The sequence below is a fragment of the Ralstonia flatus genome (assembly GCF_958439105.1).
GTDB classification, from domain to species: Bacteria; Pseudomonadota; Gammaproteobacteria; order Burkholderiales; family Burkholderiaceae; genus Ralstonia; species Ralstonia flatus.
In genome coordinates, this window is record NZ_CAUDLI010000001.1 from 281360 (window position 1) to 303294 (window position 21935).

Consider the following 21935-nt stretch of genomic DNA (forward strand, 5'->3'; position numbering starts at 1 on the left):
TGTAGTAATAACACTTAACGGAAAGAAAGGACGGAAAGCCAAGCGCACCAAGGGTTCGCGGGCTGGCCGGCCAAAGAAAAAGCCCCGCAAGCGCGCCAACGCTTCGGGGCCTACACGGTAGCTCTAACGGTTGGACACCCTACCATGCGTGAAACTACGATAGCAGAAAACTATGAAGACGGCCAAGCGTCCATTTGGGGGAGCGACGCGCACCGTGCGAGCGTAGAGGTTCGCAGGATCGAGCGCGAAGAGTCCGATGCGGAGTTCTGGCCGGAAGGCCCGGCGCGTCACGACATGATCGCTAAGGTGCGGGCATTTGAAGACGGTAGCGTTGAGTTCAGTGGCTACCGCCGTACGGTTGTGCAGCGCCTGGGCGATCTGCGTAACCTGCCCCGTCGTGCGCGCGGCTCGAAGCCTGAAACAGAGGAAGACAAGGATGCTCGTGCCGCAAGCGTGAAGTCAGCGGCTAAGCGTGCCAAACAGAACGTGCGCCTGCGCTGCAAGACGGCCCGTGTTACGCACATGATCACCTTGACCACTCGTGAGTGCATTACCGATCTGGAGCGTTTCCTGAAGCTGTGGGACGCCTTTCGGCGGGTCATGGCCCGGCACCGCGAGTTCCACTACATCGCTGTTCCTGAGCCTCAGAAACGCGGGGCATGGCACATGCACGTTGCTGTGTCAGGTCGCGCTGCGCTCAACCTCGCTCGGCGTGCATGGCTGAAGGTCGTCGGCGGACGTGGCAAGGGCTACTGCCACATCCGCAATCCGCAGGGCGCTCACTTCGGCAAGCAATGGAGGCTTGACGCGCTGGCGAGCTACATCGCCAAGTACATCGGCAAAGAGATTGCTGATACGCGGTTCAATAAGAAGAAGTACTACACAAGCCGTGGGATCAATGTGCCTGAGGCCGTCGTTTATGCGATTGAGAACAATCGCGGTGACTGTGCCGACGCCATTAAAGACGTGCTCACCACGCTCTGTGCTGAGTTCGACATCGCGGATATCAGATGTTTCGTCGCACTTGACGGATCGTCGTATTTCGCGAGTGCTTGTAGACCGGTGGACTTACAGCAGGCCTAGGTGGCGCGCTCTGTTGTAGACGAACGCGATGACGCCTAGCCATAGAGCGATTTTGACAAGGATGTCGATGCGTTTCAGGGCTCTATCGCGAGGCGTTGCCGGTGTCCGCGTTACTGTCTGCGGTTGGTTCTGCGCTCTTTGGGATGCTTCTCGCGCTTCGCGTTCACGGATTGCATCTGCGTACCACTTACGGTCTTGAACTCCCATGGGTCTCGCTCCGGTTATGCTGCGTCTAAAAGGCTTGGCTGCTGCCTTTCCTTGTGGCGCTTAATTGCACGTTTGATGCTGCTTAGGTGCACACCAAACTGGCGCGCTATTGCGGTACGCGTCATCTTTCCGGACTGCCATAGCCTTAGCGCTTCTGCTTCTTCTTCTGCTGTGAGCGCGAAGTGTCTGCCGAGCTTCACGCCTCGTTTTACTGCAGCAGCCATCCCGGCGCGTGTACGTTCGCGTATCAGTTCGCGCTCGAACTCGGCAAACGCTCCGACCATGTGGAAGAGCATGCGGCCCGCTGGTGTGGTGGTGTCGAGTGATTCAGTCAGCGACCGAAACTGCGCGCCCTTCTCTTCTATTCGTTCGATGATGCGCAGTAGGTCTTTAAGCGACCGTGCAATGCGGTCTAGCTTGTAGACAACGACGGTGTCGCCCGGCTTTAGGACGCGCAGCATTTTCTCAAGCTCCGGTCTGCCGATGGTGCTGCCACCGCTCCGTTTCTCAGAAAAAATAAAACCGACGCCTGCTTTCGCGAGTGCGTCGGTTTGTGCGTGAGTCTCTTGTTCCTGCGTCGAGACTCGTGCGTAGCCGTACAACATAGACCCCCTCGAAACTGTTGTTTCTCGGTAGTCTAACTTGGCTAGGCAGGTATGGCGGAGAGGGTGGGATTCGAACCCACGGTACCGTCGCCGGTACGCCTGATTTCGAGTCAGGTACATTCGACCACTCTGCCACCTCTCCGGTAACTGGGTCGCTGAATCGCGAAACCGCGAGTATAACAAAAATTTTCCGACCTGATCAAGAGGGTCGGCACAACTCATCAAACTGCCGGTTTCAGCACTTCCTGGCCGCCCAGATACGGACGCAGCACCGTCGGCACCGTGACCGAGCCATCCGCGTTCTGGTAGTTCTCCAGCACGGCGACCAGGGTACGGCCCACGGCGAGGCCCGAACCGTTGAGCGTGTGGACCAGTTCCGGCTTGCCCTGCGCGTTGCGGAAACGCGCTTGCATGCGGCGCGCCTGGAAATCGCCCATGTTCGAGCACGAGCTGATTTCGCGGTACGTGTTCTGCGCCGGGATCCACACCTCGATGTCGTACGTCTTGGTGCTGCCGAAACCCATGTCGCCGGTGCACAGCACGACGGTGCGGAACGGCAGTTCCAGCTTGCGCAGGATGTTCTCCGCGGCGTTCGTCATGGCTTCCAGCGCGTCGAACGACGTGTGGGGCTGCACGATCTGCACCATCTCGACCTTGTCGAATTGGTGCTGGCGGATCATGCCGCGCGTGTCCTTGCCGTACGAGCCGGCTTCGGAACGGAAGCACGGCGAATGCGCCGCGAACATCATCGGCAGCGCATCGGCGGCCACGATCTCATCGCGCACGAGGTTCGTGAGCGGCACTTCGGCGGTCGGGATCAGGTAGAAATTCTCGACGCGCTCGCCGTCTTCGCCTTCGGCGCTGTGCCCCATCTTCCGCGGCACGCGGAACAGGTCTTCCTCGAACTTCGGCAACTGGCCCGTACCGCGCATCGACGCAGCGTTGACGATGTACGGCACGTACGCTTCGGTGTAGCCGTGCTCAAGCGTGTGCGTGTCCAGCATGAATTGCGCGAGTGCGCGATGCAGACGCGCCACCTGCCCTTTCAGGACGGTGAATCGCGCGCCCGACAGCTTGGCGCCCGCATCGAAATCCAGCCCCAGCGCGGCGCCCAGGTCCACGTGATCCTTGACGGGGAAGTCGAACGTGCGCGGCGTGCCTTCGCGGCGCACCTCCACGTTCTGCGTCTCGTCGCGGCCGGCCGGCACGCTTTCGTGCGGCAGGTTCGGGATCGACAGCATCAGGTCCTGCAACTTCGCCAGCACCACGTCGAGTTGCGCGGCCGACGCCTTCAGCTCGTCGCCGATGCCCGACACCTCGGCCATCACACCCGATGCGTCCTCACCCTTGCCCTTGAGCATGCCGATCTGCTTGGACAGGCTGTTGCGGCGGGCCTGCAGCTCTTCGGTGCGGGTCTGGATGGCCTTGCGTTCCGCTTCGAGCGCGGCAAAGCCGGCCACGTCGAGCACGTAGCCGCGATCTTTGAGGCGCGCGGCGACGGCGTCGATGTCTTTGCGCAGCAGTTGGATATCAAGCATGGTGGGAAAAAGGAAACCGAAGATTGCGAGCGATCTGAACGATCGAAAACGCCGATTTTATCGTACCGGCCCGTGGGGCCTATTTGTTGCGAGAGGATTTGTCGTGCTCGGCGTGCCACTGCGCATCCAGCTCGCGCAGGTGCCTCAGCTTCTCGCCAATCTTGCCCTCCAGGCCGCGCGGCGTCGGCACGTACCAGTTCTGCGGCGGCAGATCGTCGGGGAAGTAGGTTTCGCCGGCGGCGTAGGCCTCGGGCTCGTCATGCGCGTAGCGGTAGGCATGGCCGTAGCCGAGTTCCTTCATCAGCTTGGTGGGCGCATTACGCAGATGCACGGGCACGTTGCGCGACTTGTCCTGGCTGACGAAGGCGCGCGCCGCGTTGTAGGCGTTATAGCCGGCGTTCGACTTGGGCGCGATGGCCAGGTAGATCACCGCCTGGGCCAGCGCCAGCTCGCCTTCCGGCGAGCCCAGGCGTTCGTACGTTTCTGCGGCGTCGAGCGTGATGCGGCCGGCGCGCGGGTCGGCCAGGCCGATGTCTTCCCACGCCATCCGCACGATGCGGCGCGCGAGATAGCGCGGGTCTGCGCCGCCATCGAGCATGCGGCAGAACCAGTACAGCGCGCCGTCCGGATCGGAGCCGCGCACGGACTTGTGCAGCGCGCTGATCTGGTCGTAGAAGGCATCGCCGCCCTTGTCGAAGCGGCGCAGGTTTTCCGACAGCGCGGAGGCCAGCAGCGCCTCGTCGATCACCGGAACGGTATCGCCCTCGGCCTGCGCACGCGCGGCGCGGGTGACGATTTCCACGTTGTTGAGCAGCTTGCGGCCATCGCCGTCGGCCGACGCGACGATGGCGTCGAGTGCGGCGGGCGTCCACTCCAGCCCGCCCAGCTCCTGGCGTGCGCGTTCGGCAAGCTGCTTCAGCTCGTCGTCCGACAGGCTCTTGAGCACGTACACCGCGGCACGCGACAGCAATGCGCCGTTCACTTCGAACGAGGGGTTTTCCGTCGTCGCGCCGATAAAGGTGAACAGCCCGCTTTCCACGTGCGGCAGGAAGGCGTCCTGCTGGCTTTTGTTGAAGCGATGGACCTCGTCGACGAAGACGAGCGTGCGTCGGCCATTGGCGCGAAACTGCTCCGCACGCTCCACGGCCTCGCGGATGTCCTTGACGCCCGAGAGCACGGCGGAAAGCGCGATGAATTCTGCGTCAAACGCATTGGCCATCAGCCGCGCCAGCGTGGTCTTCCCGACGCCGGGCGGCCCCCAGAGGATCATCGAATGCGGTTCGCCGGAGGCGAAGGCGACGCGCAGCGGCTTGCCCGGCCCCAGCAGATGCTGCTGGCCGATCACATCGTCGGCGGAATGGGGGCGGAGACGCTCGGCCAGCGGCATGTGGGCGGGCGCGTCCGGGAAGAGAGATGCGGAAGCGTTCATGCGGAGATTGTCGCAGAATCCGTCCGCCGGCCGCTTCCCCGGCAACCTCAGGCGGCGCGTGCGTCCAGCGCCGGCGCCTCTGCTGCCGGCCTGCTCCGGCCGATCAAAAGCACGCAGATCAGCGACAGCGCCGCAAAACCGGCATAGAAGATCGCCATCGGCCACCACAGCGGGAAAAAGCGATCAGCCAGCACCGTGGCAAGCAGCGGTGTCAGGCCACCCGCAAAGGCGCCGCACACCTGATACGACAACGAGATCGCCGTGTAGCGGATGCGCGCCGCAAACATGCCGCTGACAAAGCCCGCGATGATCGCGTAGTAGCCGGACTCGGCCAGCGTTGCGATGGCCACCCCTGCGAACACGGTATGCGCCTCGCCCATGCGGACCAGCGGAAGCATGATGAACGGCACGACCACCGCAAAGGCCGCGAGGATGACCAGCATGCGGCGCGTTCCGAAACGGTCGGCCAGCGTGGCCGCACCAAGCTGCACGAAGAACTGCAGCACGGCCACCCAGAACATGCAGTCGAGAATCATCGCGCGATCGAGCTGCAGGTACTGCGTGGCATACGAAATCATGAAGATGTTGCTGAAGTACACGCCCGCGATGCCGTACACGTTGGCGCCGATGGCCAGCGCGATCAGCGGCCACGCCTTGAACGCCTCCGCCAGCGGCTGCTTCGCCACGTCGCCGGAGGCCTGCATCGCCTCGAATTCCGGCGATTCGTTGACCGACATGCGGATCACAAAACCCACGGCCAGCAGCACGGCACTCGCCAGGAAGGGCAAGCGCCAGCCCCACGCCATGAAGGCCTCCGGCTCAAGCCGGCTGACGGCGGAAAAGGCCAGCATCGACAGGATCAGGCCACCGGCGCTGCCAAGCTGCGCAAACGAGGCGAAGAACGTGCGCCGGCCTTTCGGCGCATGCTCGCCGGCCAACAGCACCGCGCCGCCCCACTCGCCACCCACGGCAATGCCTTGCAGCACACGCAACGCCACCAGCGCGACCGGCGCAATCCATCCGGCCTGCGCATAGGTGGGCAGACAACCGATCAGCACGGTGGCAACCGCCATGAGGGTGAGCGTGCCCATGAGCGCGCGTTTGCGGCCGAGCTTGTCGCCGATGCGGCCGAACAGCACGCCGCCGATGGGCCGCGCGAGAAATCCGATGGCGAACGACCCGAACGAAGCCAGCAGGCCCAGCAAGCGGTTCTCTCCCGGGAAGAACAGCGGCCCGAAGACAAGCGCCGCCGCTGTGGCGTAGCTGTAGAAGTCGTACCACTCGATCGTGGTGCCGATGAACGATGCCATCGCCGCACGGCGTGGCTGAGCGATCGACTGCGTTGCTTGCATGGGGTCTCCTCTCTGTTCTTATGGGTGTCGCGTCAGGCGCGGTATTCGACGCCGGGCAGCACGCACAGCATCTCGAACGCGAGGTTGGCGCCGAGCAACGCCGTCGTCCCGAACGGGTCGTATGGCGGGGACACCTCGACCAGGTCCGCCCCGACGATGTCGAGACCGCGTGCGCCACGCACGATCTCCAGTGCCTGCGGCACGGTCAGGCCGCCAATCTCCGGCGTGCCGGTGCCCGGCGCATAGGCGGGGTCGATCCCGTCGATGTCGAAGCTGATGTAGACCGGCCCGCCCTGCACGCGAGCGCGCACCTCTTCCATGAGCGGCGCGAGCGATCGGTGCCAGCATTCCTCGGCGGTCACCACGCGAAAGCCCTGCTCACGGCACCAGTCGAAATCTTCGGCCGCGTAGCCGGTGCCGCGCAGGCCGATCTGCACGACGCGGTTGCAATCGAGCAAGCCCTCTTCCACCGCGCGGCGAAATGGCGTGCCGTGCGCGATCTTCTCGCCGAACATCGTGTCGTTGACGTCGGCATGCGCGTCCACGTGGATCAGGCCGATGCGGCCGTACTTGGCATGCATCGCGCGCAGGATAGGCAGCGTGACGGTGTGGTCGCCGCCCAGGCCGATCGGGCGGCAGCCGTCGGTGATGATCTCCCGGTATGCGGCCTCGATGCGCGCGATCGAGTCATGCAGGTTGTATGGGTTGGTCGGCACGTCGCCGATGTCGGCCACGCGCAGCGAGTCGAACGGCGCAGCGCGTGTGGCCATGTTGTACGGCCGCAGGAGGACGGATTCTGCACGGATCTGCCGAGGGCCGAGCCGTGCGCCGTTGCGGTTGGACGTGCCCAGGTCGAACGGCACGCCGACAAAGCAGGCGTCCAGCCCGGCGGCAGACGTGGCGGCGGGCAGCCGCATCATGGTGGCAATGCCGCCAAAACGCGGCATGGCGTTGCCCGAAGCGGGCTGGAAGAGGTCGGCGCGGTCGTTCATGGCAGTCGCATGGTCACATCGTCCCGAGACGATGTAATGAGTGTCAATAAGCTGCATTCTTGCCTATGGATTTCGCACGTAGAATGCGAAATCTCCGAATCAAACATCGACATAAATCGATGTATCGACCGTGCTGGGACAAGCTTCCGATCTTGATCTGCGACTGATCCGCGTATTTCTTGCCGTGGTCGACGCGGGCGGCATCACCCCTGCCCAGGCAACGCTGAACGTGGGGCAATCCACCATCAGCACGCAGCTGTCCACGCTGGAGACGCGACTCGGCTACCGGCTATGCGAGCGCGGCCGCAGCGGCTTCCGGCTCACCGCGCGCGGCGAACGCTTCGTCGATTCCGCACGCAAGCTGCTGGGCGCACTCGACGTCTTCAGCGCGGAGGCCCGCAAGGTGGGCCGCACGCTGGTCGGCACGTTGAATCTCGGCTTGATCGGCCATGCGCCCGTCAATGCGAATGCGCGCATCAGCCAGGCCATCGAGCGCTTTCGGCAACGCGATGAATCCGTGCATTTCACGGTCTCGGTACGCCCGCCCGGGGAGCTGGAAGGACTGCTGCTCGACAACAAGATCCATATGGCGATCGGCTATTTCTGGCACCGCGTGCCGGCGCTGGACTACACGGCGATCTTCCACGAGACGCAGCTTGCGTATGCGGGGCGCGGCCATCCGCTGTTCAGCAAGGCTGGGGACGTGACGCCCGCGGAGGCACTGGCGCACGCGTGGGCGTGGCGCAGCTATCCGCTGCCGGAAGCAGCAGGATCGCCGGCCGAGCGGCCGGTGACCGCCGTGGCAGACAACATGGAAGCGGTGGCAATGCTGGTGCTGTCCGGCCGGCACCTGGGTTACCTGCCGGAGCACTTTGCGGCGCCCTATGTGGCGCAGGGCCTGCTGACGCCGTTGGCACCCGCTGCCATGCGGTACGAGGTGCCGTTCGACATGGTGGTGCGCCGCGATGCCCGGCGCAATGATCTGCTGGCCGCCTTCATTGCCGACATGAAAGCGGCCCACGCCTAAAAGACGCGCACGCCGTCAGTTCGACGCACGCTGCACCAATCCCATGAACGCCTTGGCCGGAAGCGGCCCATGGCACGACTGCGTGCCGTTGGCCGCGCGCAGCAGCAGCCAGACGTTTTCGCTGGCCGGCGGCTGAATCACGAACGGCTGACGCGCCGACGCTTCGGGCAGGCGTGGATCAACCGGCGCCTGGATCGGCACGACCTGCCCCGCGTGGCCTTTCACCAATGCCCTGCACTCGGCGCTGGGCAGCTCGGTCGCATGCAGGAAATCCTTGTTGACCAAGGCCTCTGCCAGCACCGTGTCTGGCGCGGTGAGGAACGAATCGACATCAAAACGGGACGCACCCGTGGAGGCGCATCCCGCAAAGACAACCGCCGCCGACGCCGCAGCGACAACAGCGGCGGCTCGGTGCAACGACGTGGTGAACGGCAAAGGCATGGTCGGTCTCCTGGTCTAGGACAGCAACGGCGCCGGCCTCCACGCGTCATTGCTTGATGACGTCAGCCCCTTTGGGCGGCGTAAAGCGGAACACGTTGGCCGGCAGTTGCGGATTCTTCTGGATGTTCGAGAACGTCAGCAGGGTGGTGTTCCCGAAGGCGTCACGCAGCTCCATCCCTTGCAGCTCGCCGCTGCGAAAGCCGATGGCGATGCGCTCGAACTGGGTGTCCTTGGCCTTGGGGGTGAGTTCGGCCCAGTCGATGCCGTCCTTGGTACCACCTTCCTTGAGCGTGAAATTCTTCGCCAGATCGTTGCTGCCGAACAGGATGGCGGCCGGGCTGGAGCCCAGCGACGCATCGAGCTTGCGCTCCGTGATCTGGTTCAGGTCCTTGTCGAAGATGTAGAGCGTCTGGCCGTCGGCCGAGAGCTGCTGTTCGTAGGGCTTCACATAGCGCCAGACGAAGCGCCCCGGGCGCGAGAAAACGAAATCGCCGTTGGACGTCCCGGCCACGCGCAGCGGGCTGCCGTTGGTGCCGCCCTTCACTTGCCGTTGCACGAACTCGCCGCGCGCGGTGCTGACGTTGCTCACGAAGGCGTTGAGCTGTTCGACCGCACCTGCATAGGCGCCGGCAGACCATGCCGCCAGCGAGACCAGCCCGGCGGCCATCAGGTGACGTGCTTTCAACACAAACATAGGAATCCCGGTTTCAGTTGATCTTGTTGTTAGTGGCCGGCCGCGCCGGAACATTCCGCCCGCGCGGTAACGCGATGTAACTGCAAAATGCGGGCAAATGCGCGCGCCATGCGGGCAGCGTCATTCCTCTTCGACGACGTTGCCGTTGCGGTTGGGCGCCAGGATCTCGCGGTTGCCGTTGCCCGACATGGCGGACACAAGCCCCGCCTTTTCCATGTCTTCGAGCAGGCGTGCGGCGCGGTTGTAGCCGATGCGCAGGTGACGCTGCACCAGCGAGATCGACGCGCGGCGGTTCTTGAGCACCACGTCGACCGCCTGGTCGTACAACGGATCGGCCTCGCCGCCGCCCGCACCGACAAGGCCAGCGCCGCCGCCAAAACCATCGCCGCCGCCCTCGCCGTCGGCCACGCCGCCTTCGAGAATGCCTTCGATGTAGTTCGGCTCGCCCTGCGCCTTGAGGTTGTCGACCACGCGATGCACTTCGTCGTCCGACACGAACGCGCCGTGCACGCGCACGGGCAAGCCGGTGCCAGGCGCCAAGTACAGCATGTCGCCCATGCCGAGCAGCGCTTCGGCGCCCTGCTGGTCGAGAATCGTGCGCGAGTCGATCTTGCTGCTGACTTGGAACGCAATCCGCGTCGGCACGTTGGCCTTGATCAGGCCCGTGATCACGTCCACCGACGGACGCTGCGTCGCCAGCACCAGGTGGATGCCGGCCGCACGCGCCTTCTGCGCAATCCGCGCGATCAGCTCTTCGACCTTCTTGCCGACCACCATCATCAGGTCGGCCAGTTCGTCGATCACGATGACGATCATCGGCAGCTTGTCGAGCGGCTCCGGCGCGTCGGGCGTGAGACTGAACGGGTTGGGAATCTTTTCTTCGCGCGCGGCGGCTTCTTCGATCTTCTTGTTGAAGCCGGCCAGGTTCCGCACGCCCATCTTGCTCATCAGCTTGTAGCGGCGCTCCATTTCGCCCACGGCCCAATTGAGCGCGTGGCCGGCCTGGCGCATGTCCGTCACGACCGGGCACAGCAGGTGCGGAATGCCTTCGTAGATGCTCAGCTCGAGCATCTTCGGGTCGATCAGGATCAGGCGTACCGCGTCGGCCTTCGCCTTGTACAGCAGCGACAAGATCATCGCGTTGATGCCCACCGACTTACCGGAACCCGTGGTGCCGGCCACCATGCAGTGCGGCATCTTGGCGAGATCTGCCACCACTGGCTTGCCGGCGATGTCCTTGCCCAGCGCCAGCGTGAGCTGCGATGCGCTCTCGTTGTAGACCTGCGAGCCGAGAATCTCCGACAGGCGCACGGCCTGGCGCTTGGGGTTCGGCAGCTCCAGGCCCATGTAGTTCTTGCCCGGAATCGTCTCCACCACGCGGATCGACACCAACGACAGCGAACGCGCCAAGTCCTTCGCCAGGTTGACGATCTGGCTGCCCTTCACACCCGTGGCGGGCTCGATTTCGTAGCGCGTGATGACCGGGCCCGGATAGGCCGCCACCACCTGCACTTCCACGCCGAAATCCTTGAGCTTCTTCTCGATCAGGCGCGAGGTGAATTCCAGCGTCTCGGCGCTGACGGTTTCGACAACCGGCGGGATCGGATCGAGCAGCGCCAGCGGCGGCAGGTCGGAATCGTGGATGTCAACGAACAGCGGCTGCTGCTTCTCGCGCTCCACGCGCTCGCTCTTGACCACGGCGGTCGGGCGCACGATCTGCACCGGCGGCGATTCTTCAATGCGCACGCGGCGGGTTTCGACCACCTCTTCGCGCTCAACCTTGGCCGCCTCGCCGATGGCGCGGTCCTGCTTGCTCTCGCGGCGTGTCTTGAAGCCGACGAACAGCATCTCGACGCCTGCGCCAATCTGCTCGGCCAGGTTCAGCCACGAGAAATGGAAGAACAGCGACAGCCCCACCAGGAACGCAAACAGCAGCGCCAGCGTGCCGCCGGTAAAGCCCAGCGAATGCTGCACCGCCCCGCCGATCACATCGCCCAGCACGCCGCCAGGCGCGCGCGGCAGCTTCATGTGCAGCGAGTACATGCGAATGGCTTCCAAACCCATGCTGGAAGCGAGGATCAGCGCAAAGCCGATCCACGTGACACTGGCGTCCACGCGCGGCATGGCCGTGCGCGGCAGGCGCTCGTCCGACATCAGCTCGCGCCAGCCGCGCCAGACCTTGCGCACCAGCAGCACCGCCCACCAGTAGGCGGACGCGCCAAAGACAAACAGCAGCAGATCGGCCAGCCACGCGCCCACGCGGCCGCCCAGGTTGCGGATTTCGTCGACCTGGCTGGCGTGGGTGAAACCGGGGTCGGCCCGGTTGTATGACAGAAGAATGATCAGGAAGGCGATGGTCACCGCCAGCAACAGGAACCAGCGGACCTCCCCCAGCAGCCGCCCAATGCGGGACGGCAGTGCGGATGGATCAGTGCGGGTTGTCGGAGTGGTGGAAGCTCGAGCCATGCGGGAGACGCGGAGAGACGGATGTGCCGCTTGGGCAAGGCCACGCGGCTTGGGACAGCACAAATACGATGCCAAGGATTGTAACGCGGCCCTATCACCGCCATTGGAATTTACAACCGGGCGGACGAGGGGGTGCCACTTTATAATGGCGCCCATCACCCTCACCTAGCCTGCACGGCGGCGCTCCACCCTCGTGCCGCGCACACTCAGAACGCATCATGGCAAAACACGCAAAAGTGCTGATCCTTGGCTCCGGCCCCGCCGGCTACACGGCCGCGATTTACGCTGCCCGGGCCAACCTGAACCCGGTGCTGGTTACCGGCCTGGCGCAGGGCGGCCAGCTCATGACGACCACCGACGTGGAAAACTGGCCCGCTGACAAGGAACACCTGCAAGGCCCCGAATTGATGCAGCGCTTCCTGGAGCATGCCGAGCGTTTCAAGACCGAAGTGCTGTTCGACCACATCCACACCGCGCATCTGACGGAAAAGCCGATCCGCCTGGTAGGCGATTCGGGCGAATACACCTGCGACGCGCTGATCGTCTCCACCGGCGCTTCGGCCCAATATCTGGGGCTGCCGTCGGAAGAAACCTTTGCTGGCCGCGGCGTGTCCGCCTGCGCAACGTGCGACGGCTTCTTCTACAAGGGCCAGGAAGTGGCCGTGGTGGGTGGCGGCAACACCGCCGTGGAAGAAGCGCTGTACCTGGCCAACATCGCCAGCAAGGTCACGCTCATCCACCGCCGCGACAAGTTCCGCGCCGAGCCGATCCTGATCGACCGCCTGCATGAGCAGGAGAAGAAGGGCAAGATCGAGATCAAGACCAACATGGTCCTCGACGAGATCCTGGGCGACGACTCCGGCGTGACGGGCGCCCGCCTGAAGGGCACGAACGAGAACGAAGGCAAGGTCGAAGAGGTCAAGGTGGCTGGCGTGTTCATCGCCATCGGCCACAAGCCGAACACCGACATCTTCCGCGGCCAGCTCGACATGAACGACACGGGCTACATCCGCACGAAGAGCGGCCTGGACGGCATGGCCACGGCCACCAACATCCCGGGCGTGTTCGCCGCCGGCGACGTGCAGGACCACATCTACCGCCAGGCCATCACCAGCGCCGGCACGGGCTGCATGGCCGCGCTGGACGCCCAGCGCTACCTGGAAAGCCTGGAATAAGCTTCACCGCCCCGGGGTTTCCCGGGCGCAAACAACGCGGCCGATGGGTAACCATCGGCCGTTTTGCCATGTGCGGCGCCTTCGTATAATCGATAGACGCTCCACCCGACGTGCTCGCCCGGCCTTCACCATGAAACGCGCTTCTTCCTCCGCCAACAAGCTCAGCCTGACCGACCTGGCCGGTCTGCGTGACCAGCTCAAACACGAGACGCAGGCACGTGAAGCCGAACGCCAGCGCGCCGAAGCCGCCGCACGCAAGGCGGCCGAAGAAGCCAACGTGTTCCGCGCCAGCATCGGCGAGGTGAGCGCCCTGCGCCAGAACAAGCGCGTTGAACATCCGCGCAATCCGCCCGCGCCGGACCCCGTGCATTCGCGCGCCGAAGAGCAGACCGTCCTGCGCGATTCCCTGTCGGATGAATTCGATGTGGACAACTTGCTCGAAACCGACGACACGCTGTCCTACCGTCGCCCGGGCATCGGTGACGACGTGCTCAAGAAGCTGCGCCGCGGCGAGTGGGCCACGCAAGACCAGATCGACCTGCACGGCATGCGCCGCGAAGAAGCCCGCGAGGCGTTGGCCGCCTTCCTGCGCCGTGCCGTGCAGCGCGGCATCCGCTGCGTGCGCGTGATCCACGGCAAGGGCCTCGGCTCGCCCGACAAAACGCCCGTGCTCAAGGGCAAGGTCCGTTCGTGGCTGGTGCAGAAGGAAGAGGTGATCGCCTTCGTCGAGCCGCGCAACACGGCGGGCGGCGCGGGCGCCGTGCTCGTGCTGCTGCGCCAGCCGTACGGCTCCTGATGCGCAGTCGGACAGCACACACATGCACGTAACGCGCCTGCAGTTGGTGATGCACTGGGTGGAGATCCTCGCGGTCTTCTCGTTTGCCATCTCGGGGCTGGCCGAGGCCAAACGGCGGCGCCTCGATGCCGTGGGCGCGTTCATCGTCGCGTTCCTGACCGCGTTCGGCGGCGGCACGCTGCGCGATCTGTTGCTGGATCGGCGGCCCTTCTACTGGATCGAGCACGAGCAATACCTGCTCGCGCTGTTCGTGATGAGCTTGTTTGCCAATTGGGTGATCCGGCTGGTGAGCCAGCTGGTTTCCGACCGCGTGCTGATCGTGGCCGACGCCATCGGCTTGGGGCTCTTTGGCGTGCTGGGCACGCAGCTGGCGCTCGATGCGGGCGTGCCGGTCTTCGTGTCGGTGATGATGGGCGTGATCACGGCGGCCTTTGGCGGCCTGCTGCGCGATGTGGTCTGCAATGAAGTGCCCATGCTGCTGCGGGACAATCACCCCTACGCAACGTGCGCGTTTCTCGGGTGCTTCCTCTACGTCGGGCTGACGCACACGGACTTGCTGCCGAGCGTGTCCGTGGTGATCGCCACGCTGGCCATCGTGATCGGGCGGTTGGTGACGCTGCGCTGGAACATCACCCTGCCGCGTTGACCAACGCCGACCGACGCGAGCGCGCCGGCCATAGCCATAGGCGGCGGCTTCAGACCGCGGCTTCGTCCTTCTCGCCGGTGCGGATGCGGATCACCTGCTCCACCGGCATCACGAAGATCTTGCCGTCGCCGATCTTGCCGGTCTTGGCGGCTTTGACGATCGTGTCGATCACGTTTTCGACCTGGCTTTCGGCCACCACCACCTCGATCTTGATCTTCGGCAGGAAGTCGACCACGTATTCCGCACCGCGATACAGCTCGGTGTGGCCCTTCTGACGGCCGAAACCCTTGACCTCGGTGACAGTCAGGCCGGTCACCCCCACGTCGGCGAGCGACTCGCGCACTTCGTCCAGTTTGAAGGGCTTGATGATGGCGGTGATTTGTTTCATGGGTGTCTCGCTCACTAGTTGGTGAAGTATTCAAGCGTCCAATAATACTGGAGCCGGTTAATGCGCACATCCCGGGCGATGCCGGACACCGTCTGCAGCAGCGTCGGATCGTCGGGAAAATTCTTCAGGACGTCGTGCTCGCTGCCGTCACGCAGGGGGCGACGCTGCCACGTATTGCCATGTTCGTCGTTGTAGGCAATGGGCGTGCTCGAGCCAAACACATACTGGTTATCGAACCACAGCACGCGCACGCCGGGCCCCAAGGCGCGGTGCAGCCCTTCGACATGCCGGCGCAAATGCTGCAGCGGCACATGCGACCACCAGCAGCCCGCCGTCATCACGTCAAAGGCGCCCGGCGCGAACGGCAGCGCATCGTTGTCGGCGCGCACGAACGACGCCCCGGCGATGCCCTTGCCGCGCGCAATGCGCAGGACGGTGTCGTTGTAATCCGCGCCGACGATGCTGCGCGCGTCGGTCATCGCCTCGGTCCAAAAACCGGTACCGCACGCCAGATCCAGCACCCGCGCACCGCGCGTCACGTCGCGCACGCGCGCCTTCAACCACGCCAAATCGCCCTGCCGCTCGGGCTTCGTATAGATGCGCTCGTATTCGGGGGCACGTTTGGCGTAGTAGTCGAGCATGGCGGCGACCTATTCCTTGAAACGCGACGTGATCGGATACCGCCAGTCGCGCCCGAACGCCCGCTGCGTCACGCGAATGCCCACCGGCGCCTGACGCCGCTTGTATTCGTTGATCTTGATGAGGCGCACAATCTTTTGCACGTCGGCCTCGGCAAACCCGGCCGCGATGATGTCGGCCACCGGCTGGTTCTGCTCCATGTAGCGCTGCACGATGGCGTCGAGCGCATCGTATTCGGGCAGGCTGTCCTGGTCGGTCTGGTTTTCACGCAGCTCGGCCGACGGCGCGCGCGTCAGGATGCGCTCCGGAATTACTTCCGACAACGCGTTGCGGTAGCGGCACAGGCGGTAGACCAGCGTCTTGAAGATGTCCTTGATGACGGCAAAACCGCCGGCCATGTCGCCGTACAAGGTGCAGTAGCCGACCGCCATTTCGCTCTTGTTGCCGGTGGTCAGCACGATCCGGCCGCTCTTGTTCGACAGCGCCATCAGCAGCGTGCCGCGAATGCGCGCCTGGATGTTCTCTTCCGTCGCATCTTCCGGCAGCCCGCGGAACTCCTCCGCCAGCGCGCCCTTGAATGCGTCGAACATCGGGCTGATGGCGATTTCGTCGTACTGCACGCCCAGGCGGGCCGCCATGTCGCGGGCGTCGACCCACGAGATATCCGCCGTGTAACGCGAGGGCATCATCACTGCACGCACACGATCGGCGCCCAGCGCATCGACGGCAATCGCCAGCACCAACGCTGAATCGACACCGCCCGACAAGCCGATGATCGCGCCCGGAAAGCCGTTCTTGCCAAGGTAATCGCGCACGCCCAGCTTGAGCGCCTCATACACCTGGGCCTCCAGCGGCGCCTCCGGCACGACCGTGCCCGGCAACGCGCGTCCACCGTCGAACTGCACGTAGCCGACGCCTTCAACGAACTGCCCCATCCGCACGACGACGTTGCCTTCGGCGTCGAGCACGAACGAGCCCCCGTCGAACACCAATTCGTCTTGCCCTCCGACCAGGTTTGCATACACATGCGGCAAGCCCGATTCCTTCACGCGCGCGCCGATGATCCGCTCGCGCAGGTCTTCCTTGTCGAGGTGATACGGCGACGCGTTGGGGATCAGCACCACCTGCGCGCCGGCCGCCTTGGCGTAGGCCGTGGCCGTGGCATACCAGGCGTCTTCGCAGATGACGACGCCGAAGCGCGTGCCGTCCACTTCGAACACAAACGGCTCGGTGCCGGGCTGGAAGTAGCGCTTCTCGTCGAAGACTTCGTTGTTGGGCAGTTCGAGCTTGTTGTACCGGCCGACCACGCGGCCATCCACGGCCACCGTCGCGCTGTTGGTCGGCTTGGGCAGCACACCGGGCGCCGGCGCTTCCAGCGAGAGTTGCGGGTGCCCGATCAGCACATGCAAACCCGGGAAGGCCGCCAGTTCGGCGATGAGCGCGTCAAGCGCGCGCGCACTGGCATCAATAAACGCCGGGCGCAGCAGCAGATCTTCGGGCGGATAGCCCGTGAGCGACAGTTCCGGCGTGAGGAGAATCCGCGCACCAGCCTGGTGCGCTTCGCGCGCCGCGGCGACGATGCGGGCGGCATTGCCGGCGAAATCGCCGACGGTGCAGTTGATCTGGGCGAGAGCGACAGAGACGGTCATGGGGGCAATATGGATTGCAAGCGCGCCAGTCGAAGCTGGAATTAGAATCGGCGGCATGACCTCTCGCCCCCTTGTTCCCGAGCCTCAAGCGCGCGCTGGTTCGCGACACGAATTGGCCAATTATCGCACGCGACTTGTGACCGATCTGCGCGACATCGGCCGCGACGCGTGGGATGCCCTGCTTGCCCTGCAGCCCGAAGCGACGCCTTTTCTGCGCTTTGATTTCCTGCACGCCCTGCATGAGAGCGGCAGCGCGTCGGCCGACACCGGCTGGTCGCCGCAATACCTGACGCTGTGGCAAGACGGCCCGGATGGCGAAGTGCTCGCGGCGGGCGTGCCGCTGTACGTGAAGGGCCACTCCTACGGCGAGTACGTCTTCGACTGGGCGTGGGCCAATGCGTATGCGCAGCACGGGCTGGAGTACTACCCGAAATGGTTGTCCGCTGTGCCGTTTACGCCGGTGCAGGGTGCGCGCTTGCTGGCGCGGGATGCGGCTGCGCGCGCGGCGCTGCTCGACACAATGCTGGCGGTGGCGAGGCAAAGTGAGTTGTCATCGCTGCATGTGCTGTTTCCCACCGCCGATGAAGCCGAGCAACTGCGCGCCGCCGGCATGCTGCTGCGACACGGCGTGCAGTTCCACTGGTGCAATCCGGGCTTTGCCAGCTTCGACGACTTTCTGGCCGCGCTGGAACAGAAGAAGCGCAAGAACATCCGCGCCGAGCGCCGCCGCGTGCACGACGCAGGCATCACCTTCCGCCACGTGCCCGGCGCAGCCGCGACGGACGCGGACTGGCGCTTCTTCCACCGGTGTTACCGCACCACCTACCGCGAGCATCACTCGTCGCCGTATCTGAACCTGGAGTTTTTCCGCCAGATCGGCGGGACGATGCCGGAGAACCTGCTGCTGGTGATCGCCTCGCGCGACGGCAACGACATCGCCAGCGCGCTGCTGGTGATCGACATGCGCCCCGAGGCGTCGGTCATGTACGGCCGCTACTGGGGCGCGATCGAGCATCACCCCTGCCTGCACTTCGAGACGGCGTATTACCAGCCGCTGACGTACTGCATCGCGCACGGCATCCGCACGTTCGAGGGTGGCGCGCAAGGCGAACACAAGATGGCACGCGGCTTCGAGCCCGTGGCGACGCTGTCGGCGCACTGGCTGGCGCACCCTGCATTTGCCGATGCAGTGGGCAGGTTCCTTGACCGCGAAACGGCAGGCATGGAAGCGTATCTGGACGAACTGACGGACCGCTCGCCGTTCAAGCAACGGCTGGAATCGGACTAGCGGCGGGAAGCAGCGGCGGCGGGAAAAGACAGCGTCCGCACGGACGGCGGACGCGGCGGGGAAGCTTAGTGCGCGGCAGGCTTCTGCTCGGCAATCACGCAATGTGCGGCGTTCGAATCAACAGCCATGGAGGCCGAGGCGACAGCACGCTCGCCAGCGTGGGCTGCGTCCGGCGGCCCCACCAGCAACGCCCACACGGTGAATGCAGCCATGGCTACGGCAGACAGCACGGGAACGACAACGGTCTTGTTCAACATCGCAGTACCAGGGGTTGGAGTCAAACTTGACGGGGAGTCTAGAGGCGTCGTTTCCGGTGGGCAAATGAGCGTTTCTTAAATCTCTGTGTAGCAGAACTACCGGGCGGTAAGTATGCAAATTCCGCGATAGATATCACAAAACGCATACAAGACCCCATCCGGGCGCAGATGGCGAGCTGACGCGAGTCGACGCATTTCCAGCATCACGCCGATGACCCATTCGCAAAGAAAAAATCCCGGCGCTCCATCCGGAGGCCGGGATTTGTCAGACACGCCGTACGGCGAAATCCTAAAAAAGCTTACTTCTTATAGTTGGCAACGCCGTCGGCGATTTCCTTGTGGGCTTCTTCAATACCGCCCCAGCCTTCAACCTTGACCCACTTGCCGGCTTCCAGCGCCTTGTAGTGCTCGAAGAAGTGCTTGATCTGGTCCAGCAGGTTCTGGCCGATGTCCGACAGGTCGGTCATGTGGGCCGTCGCGGGGCTCAGCTTGTTGACAGGCACGGCAACCAGCTTGGCGTCCACGCCGGATTCGTCCGTCATCTTCAGCATGCCCAGGGCACGGCAGCGCACCACGCAACCGTGGATGAGCGGGAACGGCGTGACGACCAGCACGTCCACCGGGTCGCCATCGCCCGACAGCGTCTGCGGGATGAAACCGTAGTTCGCCGGATAGCGCATGCCGGTCCCAACGAAGCGGTCCACGAACAGCAGGCCGGTTTCCTTGTCGGCTTCGTACTTGACCGGGTCGCTCTGCGCCGGGATCTCGATGATGACGTTGAAGTCGTTGGGGATGTCCTTGCCCGGCGAGACGTTGTTGAAGCTCATGAAAATGCTCCGGAATGCGCGAAGTGCGTAAAAACGCGACGCAAATGGTTGGAAAGAAGCGTAAAAAACTGTCGGCGGGCATTATAGCCCCTCACACCCGGCCGCTTGCCCTACCCGGCGCGCGCGCGTGCGAAAATCGCGCGTTGCCGATCTTTTGCAGGAACCCCCCATGCATGCCCAGCACTTCATCGCCAACCGTCTGATGTCGCCCGATTCGGGGATGCGCATCAAGGTGTTCGATCCGTCCGACGGCCAGTCCTTTGCCGAGATTGCGCGCGGCAACGCCACCGATATCAACGTGGCCGTGCATGCCGCGCGGCGCGCGTTCGAAGGCGTATGGGGCCAGTTGGCGCCGGCCGAGCGCGGCCGCGTGCTCATGCGCATAGCCCTGCGCCTGAGCGATCACGAAGAAGAACTGGCCCGCCTGGAAGCCCGCGACACCGGCAAGCCCATGCGCCAGGCGCGCGCCGATGCCCGCGCCGTCGCCCGCTACTTCGAGTTCTACGCCGGCGCCGCCGACAAGCTGCACGGGCAGACCATCCCCTATCCGGCTGATACCACCGTGCTGACCGTGCGCGAGCCGCATGGCGTGACCGCGCACATCATCCCGTGGAACTACCCGATGCAGATCTTCGGGCGCAGCGTGGGGGCTGCATTGGCGGCGGGCAACGCGTGCGTGGTCAAGCCGGCGGAAGATGCGTGCCTGTCGGTGTTGCGCGTGGCCGAGCTGGCCGCCGAAGCCGGCCTGCCCGATGGCGCACTCAACATCGTCACCGGCTATGGCCACGAAGCCGGTGCGGCTCTGGCGGCGCATCCCGGCGTCAACCATGTGTCGTTCACGGGCTCCCCGGAAACGGGCAAGGCGATTGTTCGCGCCGCGGCGGAAAACCACGTGCCCGTCACGCTGGAGCTGGGCGGCAAATCTCCGCAGATCGTGTTTGCCGACGCCGATCTGGAAGCGGCCATTCCGGCCGTGGTGAACGGCATCATCCAGAACGCCGGGCAGACGTGCTCCGCCGGCAGCCGCGCGCTGATCGAGCGCAGTGTGTACGAGGCGATGCTGGATCGGCTGGCCATGGTGTTCGAATCCATCAGGGTGGGCCCGTCGTCGCTGGACCTGGATTGCGGCCCGCTCATCAACCCCAAGCAGCAGCAGCGCGTGTGGGATTTCGTCTCGGATGCGCAGCACGCCAACATTCCGGTGATGGCGCAGGGCCAGGTGGTGCCCGAAGCGCCCGAGACCGGCTATTACCAGGCGCCGATGCTGCTGCGCGATGTGCCGCACACGCACCGCCTCGCGCAGCAGGAAGTGTTCGGCCCGCTGCTGGCCGCCATGCCGTTCGACACCGAAGCCGAAGCGCTGGCCCTGGCCAACGGCACACCTTACGGCCTGGTAGCCGGCGTGTGGACGAACGACGGCGGCCGCCAGATGCGCCTTGCGCGCAAGCTCAGGGCCGGCCAGGTCTTCATCAACAACTACGGCGCGGGCGGCGGCGTTGAATTGCCCTTCGGCGGAACGGGTCAATCGGGGCACGGGCGCGAAAAGGGCTTCGAGGCGCTCTACGGCTTCACCACGCTCAAGACCATCGCCATCCGCCACGGCTAAAGGCACAACGCAGCATTCCACCCACAACACGAGGAGACACCATGCGGCTTGCCGGCAAGATTGCCATCGTCACGGGCGCGGGTTCAGGCTTTGGCGAGGGCATCGCCAACACCTTTGCCCGCGAAGGCGCGCGCGTCGTCGTCAACGACTTGAATGCGGAGGCCGGTGAACGCGTGGCCAGCGCCATCCGCGTGGCCGGCGGCGATGCGCATTTCGTGCAGGCCGACGTCTCGAATGGCGATTCCGTTGCAAAGCTGCTGGGCGCCACCCTGGCGCGCTACGGCGATCTGCACATCGTCGTGAACAACGCCGGCACCACGCACAAGAACAAGCCGCTGCTGCAGATCACCGAAGACGAGTTCGACCGCGTGATGGCCGTCAACGTGAAGAGCATTTACTGGACGGCGCATCACATCGTCCCGCACTTCCGGGAGCGCGGCGCCGGCGTGTTCGTCAATGTGGCGTCCACGGCCGGCATCCGGCCGCGACCGGGGCTCGTCTGGTACAACGCCAGCAAGGGCGCCGTCATCACGGCCAGCAAGGCGATGGCGGCTGAGCTGGGCCCGGACAAGATCCGCGTGAACTGCGTGAACCCGGTGATGGGCGCAACGGGCCTCATCGAGCAGTTCATGGGCGTACCCGATACGCCCGGGAACCGCGCGCGCTTCCTGGCGACGATCCCGATGGGGCGGCTCTCGACGCCCCAGGATGTGGCCAACGCATGCCTGTATCTCGCGTCGGACGAAGCGGAGTTCATTACCGGCACGTGCCTGGAAGTGGACGGCGGGCGCTGCGTATAAACCCTGCCGGCGAGCGTCTTGGCGCGCCCG

21 protein-coding genes and 1 tRNA gene are annotated in these 21935 nt (G+C 64.7%); 8 read left to right on the forward strand and 14 right to left on the reverse strand.

What is annotated here, in order from left to right:
* Window positions 1-144: 144 nt before the first annotated feature.
* A complete protein-coding gene (locus R2676_RS01330; protein WP_206275026.1) occupies window positions 145-1083 on the forward strand; it encodes a rolling circle replication-associated protein in 939 nt (312 codons plus the stop codon).
* A gap of 221 nt (window positions 1084-1304) precedes the next feature.
* Here R2676_RS01330 and R2676_RS01335 read toward each other — a convergent pair whose 3' ends face one another.
* From R2676_RS01335 to speB, 6 genes are all read right to left on the reverse strand, one after another.
* The gene (locus R2676_RS01335) at window positions 1305-1895 is read right to left on the reverse strand and encodes a recombinase family protein (RefSeq protein ID WP_206275025.1); all 591 of its coding nucleotides are present in this window, start codon (window positions 1893-1895) and stop codon (window positions 1305-1307) included.
* 52 nt (window positions 1896-1947) lie between these two features.
* A tRNA-Ser gene (locus tag R2676_RS01340) sits at window positions 1948-2037 on the reverse strand.
* Between the two features lie 79 nt (window positions 2038-2116).
* Window positions 2117-3433, reverse strand: coding sequence for a serine--tRNA ligase (gene serS, locus R2676_RS01345; RefSeq protein WP_206275024.1), 1317 nt, complete (start codon window positions 3431-3433; stop codon window positions 2117-2119).
* A gap of 79 nt (window positions 3434-3512) precedes the next feature.
* Window positions 3513-4820: a replication-associated recombination protein A gene (locus R2676_RS01350; protein WP_206275273.1), complete on the reverse strand. Its 1308-nt coding sequence runs from the start codon at window positions 4818-4820 to the stop codon at window positions 3513-3515.
* An 89-nt stretch (window positions 4821-4909) separates the two neighbouring features.
* Entirely contained in the window at window positions 4910-6214 is a 1305-nt protein-coding gene (locus tag R2676_RS01355) for an MFS transporter (RefSeq protein WP_206275023.1), read from the reverse strand.
* Window positions 6215-6246: 32 nt separating this feature from the next.
* On the reverse strand, window positions 6247-7206 hold the full coding sequence (speB, locus tag R2676_RS01360) for an agmatinase (RefSeq protein WP_206275022.1): 960 nt from the start codon (window positions 7204-7206) through the stop codon (window positions 6247-6249).
* Between the two features lie 130 nt (window positions 7207-7336).
* Between speB and R2676_RS01365 the strand changes: the two genes are divergently transcribed.
* Complete coding sequence (locus tag R2676_RS01365) at window positions 7337-8233, forward strand: LysR family transcriptional regulator (protein WP_206275021.1); 897 nt, start codon at window positions 7337-7339, stop codon at window positions 8231-8233.
* A 15-nt stretch (window positions 8234-8248) separates the two neighbouring features.
* Here the strand turns inward: R2676_RS01365 and R2676_RS01370 are convergent, their stop codons facing one another.
* From R2676_RS01370 to R2676_RS01380, 3 genes are all read right to left on the reverse strand, one after another.
* Window positions 8249-8674 carry a hypothetical protein gene (locus R2676_RS01370; RefSeq protein ID WP_206275020.1) on the reverse strand — a complete coding sequence of 142 codons (426 nt, stop codon included), beginning with the start codon at window positions 8672-8674 and terminating at the stop codon, window positions 8249-8251.
* Between the two features lie 46 nt (window positions 8675-8720).
* Window positions 8721-9368 (reverse strand): outer membrane lipoprotein chaperone LolA, encoded by a 648-nt coding sequence (gene lolA / locus R2676_RS01375; RefSeq protein ID WP_012762530.1) that lies wholly within the window; start codon window positions 9366-9368, stop codon window positions 8721-8723.
* Window positions 9369-9488: 120 nt separating this feature from the next.
* Complete coding sequence (locus R2676_RS01380) at window positions 9489-11834, reverse strand: DNA translocase FtsK (RefSeq protein WP_102066575.1); 2346 nt, start codon at window positions 11832-11834, stop codon at window positions 9489-9491.
* 218 nt (window positions 11835-12052) lie between these two features.
* Between R2676_RS01380 and trxB the strand changes: the two genes are divergently transcribed.
* The 3 genes from trxB to R2676_RS01395 all read left to right on the forward strand — a co-directional run bounded on the left by trxB (window position 12053) and on the right by R2676_RS01395 (window position 14451).
* Window positions 12053-13009 carry a thioredoxin-disulfide reductase gene (gene trxB, locus R2676_RS01385; RefSeq protein ID WP_027680828.1) on the forward strand — a complete coding sequence of 319 codons (957 nt, stop codon included), beginning with the start codon at window positions 12053-12055 and terminating at the stop codon, window positions 13007-13009.
* A 130-nt stretch (window positions 13010-13139) separates the two neighbouring features.
* The gene (locus R2676_RS01390; RefSeq protein ID WP_206275019.1) at window positions 13140-13805 is read left to right on the forward strand and encodes a Smr/MutS family protein; all 666 of its coding nucleotides are present in this window, start codon (window positions 13140-13142) and stop codon (window positions 13803-13805) included.
* Between the two features lie 22 nt (window positions 13806-13827).
* The gene (locus tag R2676_RS01395; RefSeq protein WP_037028273.1) at window positions 13828-14451 is read left to right on the forward strand and encodes a trimeric intracellular cation channel family protein; all 624 of its coding nucleotides are present in this window, start codon (window positions 13828-13830) and stop codon (window positions 14449-14451) included.
* Window positions 14452-14500: 49 nt separating this feature from the next.
* Here the strand turns inward: R2676_RS01395 and R2676_RS01400 are convergent, their stop codons facing one another.
* From R2676_RS01400 to R2676_RS01410, 3 genes are read right to left on the reverse strand one after another with little or no spacing between them, the layout of a single operon-like run.
* A complete protein-coding gene (locus R2676_RS01400; protein ID WP_004631293.1) occupies window positions 14501-14839 on the reverse strand; it encodes a P-II family nitrogen regulator in 339 nt (112 codons plus the stop codon).
* Window positions 14840-14853: 14 nt separating this feature from the next.
* Complete coding sequence (locus R2676_RS01405; protein WP_206275018.1) at window positions 14854-15480, reverse strand: class I SAM-dependent methyltransferase; 627 nt, start codon at window positions 15478-15480, stop codon at window positions 14854-14856.
* Window positions 15481-15489: 9 nt separating this feature from the next.
* A complete protein-coding gene (locus tag R2676_RS01410; RefSeq protein WP_206275017.1) occupies window positions 15490-17127 on the reverse strand; it encodes an NAD+ synthase in 1638 nt (545 codons plus the stop codon).
* Window positions 17128-17182: 55 nt separating this feature from the next.
* Here R2676_RS01410 and R2676_RS01415 point away from each other — a divergent pair, with 55 nt between their 5' ends.
* Window positions 17183-18415, forward strand: coding sequence for a GNAT family N-acetyltransferase (locus R2676_RS01415; protein WP_206275016.1), 1233 nt, complete (start codon window positions 17183-17185; stop codon window positions 18413-18415).
* 65 nt (window positions 18416-18480) lie between these two features.
* Here R2676_RS01415 and R2676_RS01420 read toward each other — a convergent pair whose 3' ends face one another.
* Window positions 18481-18672 carry a hypothetical protein gene (locus tag R2676_RS01420; RefSeq protein WP_206275015.1) on the reverse strand — a complete coding sequence of 64 codons (192 nt, stop codon included), beginning with the start codon at window positions 18670-18672 and terminating at the stop codon, window positions 18481-18483.
* A 299-nt stretch (window positions 18673-18971) separates the two neighbouring features.
* Window positions 18972-19499, reverse strand: coding sequence for an inorganic diphosphatase (ppa, locus tag R2676_RS01425; RefSeq protein ID WP_024975070.1), 528 nt, complete (start codon window positions 19497-19499; stop codon window positions 18972-18974).
* Between the two features lie 169 nt (window positions 19500-19668).
* Between ppa and R2676_RS01430 the strand changes: the two genes are divergently transcribed.
* Together R2676_RS01430 and R2676_RS01435 are read left to right on the forward strand one after the other, a co-directional pair.
* A complete protein-coding gene (locus R2676_RS01430) occupies window positions 19669-21105 on the forward strand; it encodes an aldehyde dehydrogenase family protein (protein ID WP_206275014.1) in 1437 nt (478 codons plus the stop codon).
* 41 nt (window positions 21106-21146) lie between these two features.
* Complete coding sequence (locus tag R2676_RS01435) at window positions 21147-21905, forward strand: SDR family oxidoreductase (protein ID WP_206275013.1); 759 nt, start codon at window positions 21147-21149, stop codon at window positions 21903-21905.
* Window positions 21906-21935 lie beyond the last annotated feature (30 nt).

Coding starts and splice junctions, on each gene's coding strand:
- R2676_RS01330 (WP_206275026.1), top strand. CDS start 145: ATGCGTGAAACTACGATAGCAGAAAACTATGAAGACGGCCAAGCGTCC.
- R2676_RS01335 (WP_206275025.1), bottom strand. CDS start 1,895: ATGTTGTACGGCTACGCACGAGTCTCGACGCAGGAACAAGAGACTCAC.
- serS (WP_206275024.1), bottom strand. CDS start 3,433: ATGCTTGATATCCAACTGCTGCGCAAAGACATCGACGCCGTCGCCGCG.
- R2676_RS01350 (WP_206275273.1), bottom strand. CDS start 4,820: ATGCCGCTGGCCGAGCGTCTCCGCCCCCATTCCGCCGACGATGTGATC.
- R2676_RS01355 (WP_206275023.1), bottom strand. CDS start 6,214: ATGCAAGCAACGCAGTCGATCGCTCAGCCACGCCGTGCGGCGATGGCA.
- speB (WP_206275022.1), bottom strand. CDS start 7,206: ATGAACGACCGCGCCGACCTCTTCCAGCCCGCTTCGGGCAACGCCATG.
- R2676_RS01370 (WP_206275020.1), bottom strand. CDS start 8,674: ATGCCTTTGCCGTTCACCACGTCGTTGCACCGAGCCGCCGCTGTTGTC.
- lolA (WP_012762530.1), bottom strand. CDS start 9,368: ATGTTTGTGTTGAAAGCACGTCACCTGATGGCCGCCGGGCTGGTCTCG.
- R2676_RS01380 (WP_102066575.1), bottom strand. CDS start 11,834: ATGGCTCGAGCTTCCACCACTCCGACAACCCGCACTGATCCATCCGCA.
- trxB (WP_027680828.1), top strand. CDS start 12,053: ATGGCAAAACACGCAAAAGTGCTGATCCTTGGCTCCGGCCCCGCCGGC.
- R2676_RS01390 (WP_206275019.1), top strand. CDS start 13,140: ATGAAACGCGCTTCTTCCTCCGCCAACAAGCTCAGCCTGACCGACCTG.
- R2676_RS01395 (WP_037028273.1), top strand. CDS start 13,828: ATGCACGTAACGCGCCTGCAGTTGGTGATGCACTGGGTGGAGATCCTC.
- R2676_RS01400 (WP_004631293.1), bottom strand. CDS start 14,839: ATGAAACAAATCACCGCCATCATCAAGCCCTTCAAACTGGACGAAGTG.
- R2676_RS01405 (WP_206275018.1), bottom strand. CDS start 15,480: ATGCTCGACTACTACGCCAAACGTGCCCCCGAATACGAGCGCATCTAT.
- R2676_RS01410 (WP_206275017.1), bottom strand. CDS start 17,127: ATGACCGTCTCTGTCGCTCTCGCCCAGATCAACTGCACCGTCGGCGAT.
- R2676_RS01415 (WP_206275016.1), top strand. CDS start 17,183: ATGACCTCTCGCCCCCTTGTTCCCGAGCCTCAAGCGCGCGCTGGTTCG.
- R2676_RS01420 (WP_206275015.1), bottom strand. CDS start 18,672: ATGTTGAACAAGACCGTTGTCGTTCCCGTGCTGTCTGCCGTAGCCATG.
- ppa (WP_024975070.1), bottom strand. CDS start 19,499: ATGAGCTTCAACAACGTCTCGCCGGGCAAGGACATCCCCAACGACTTC.
- R2676_RS01430 (WP_206275014.1), top strand. CDS start 19,669: ATGCATGCCCAGCACTTCATCGCCAACCGTCTGATGTCGCCCGATTCG.
- R2676_RS01435 (WP_206275013.1), top strand. CDS start 21,147: ATGCGGCTTGCCGGCAAGATTGCCATCGTCACGGGCGCGGGTTCAGGC.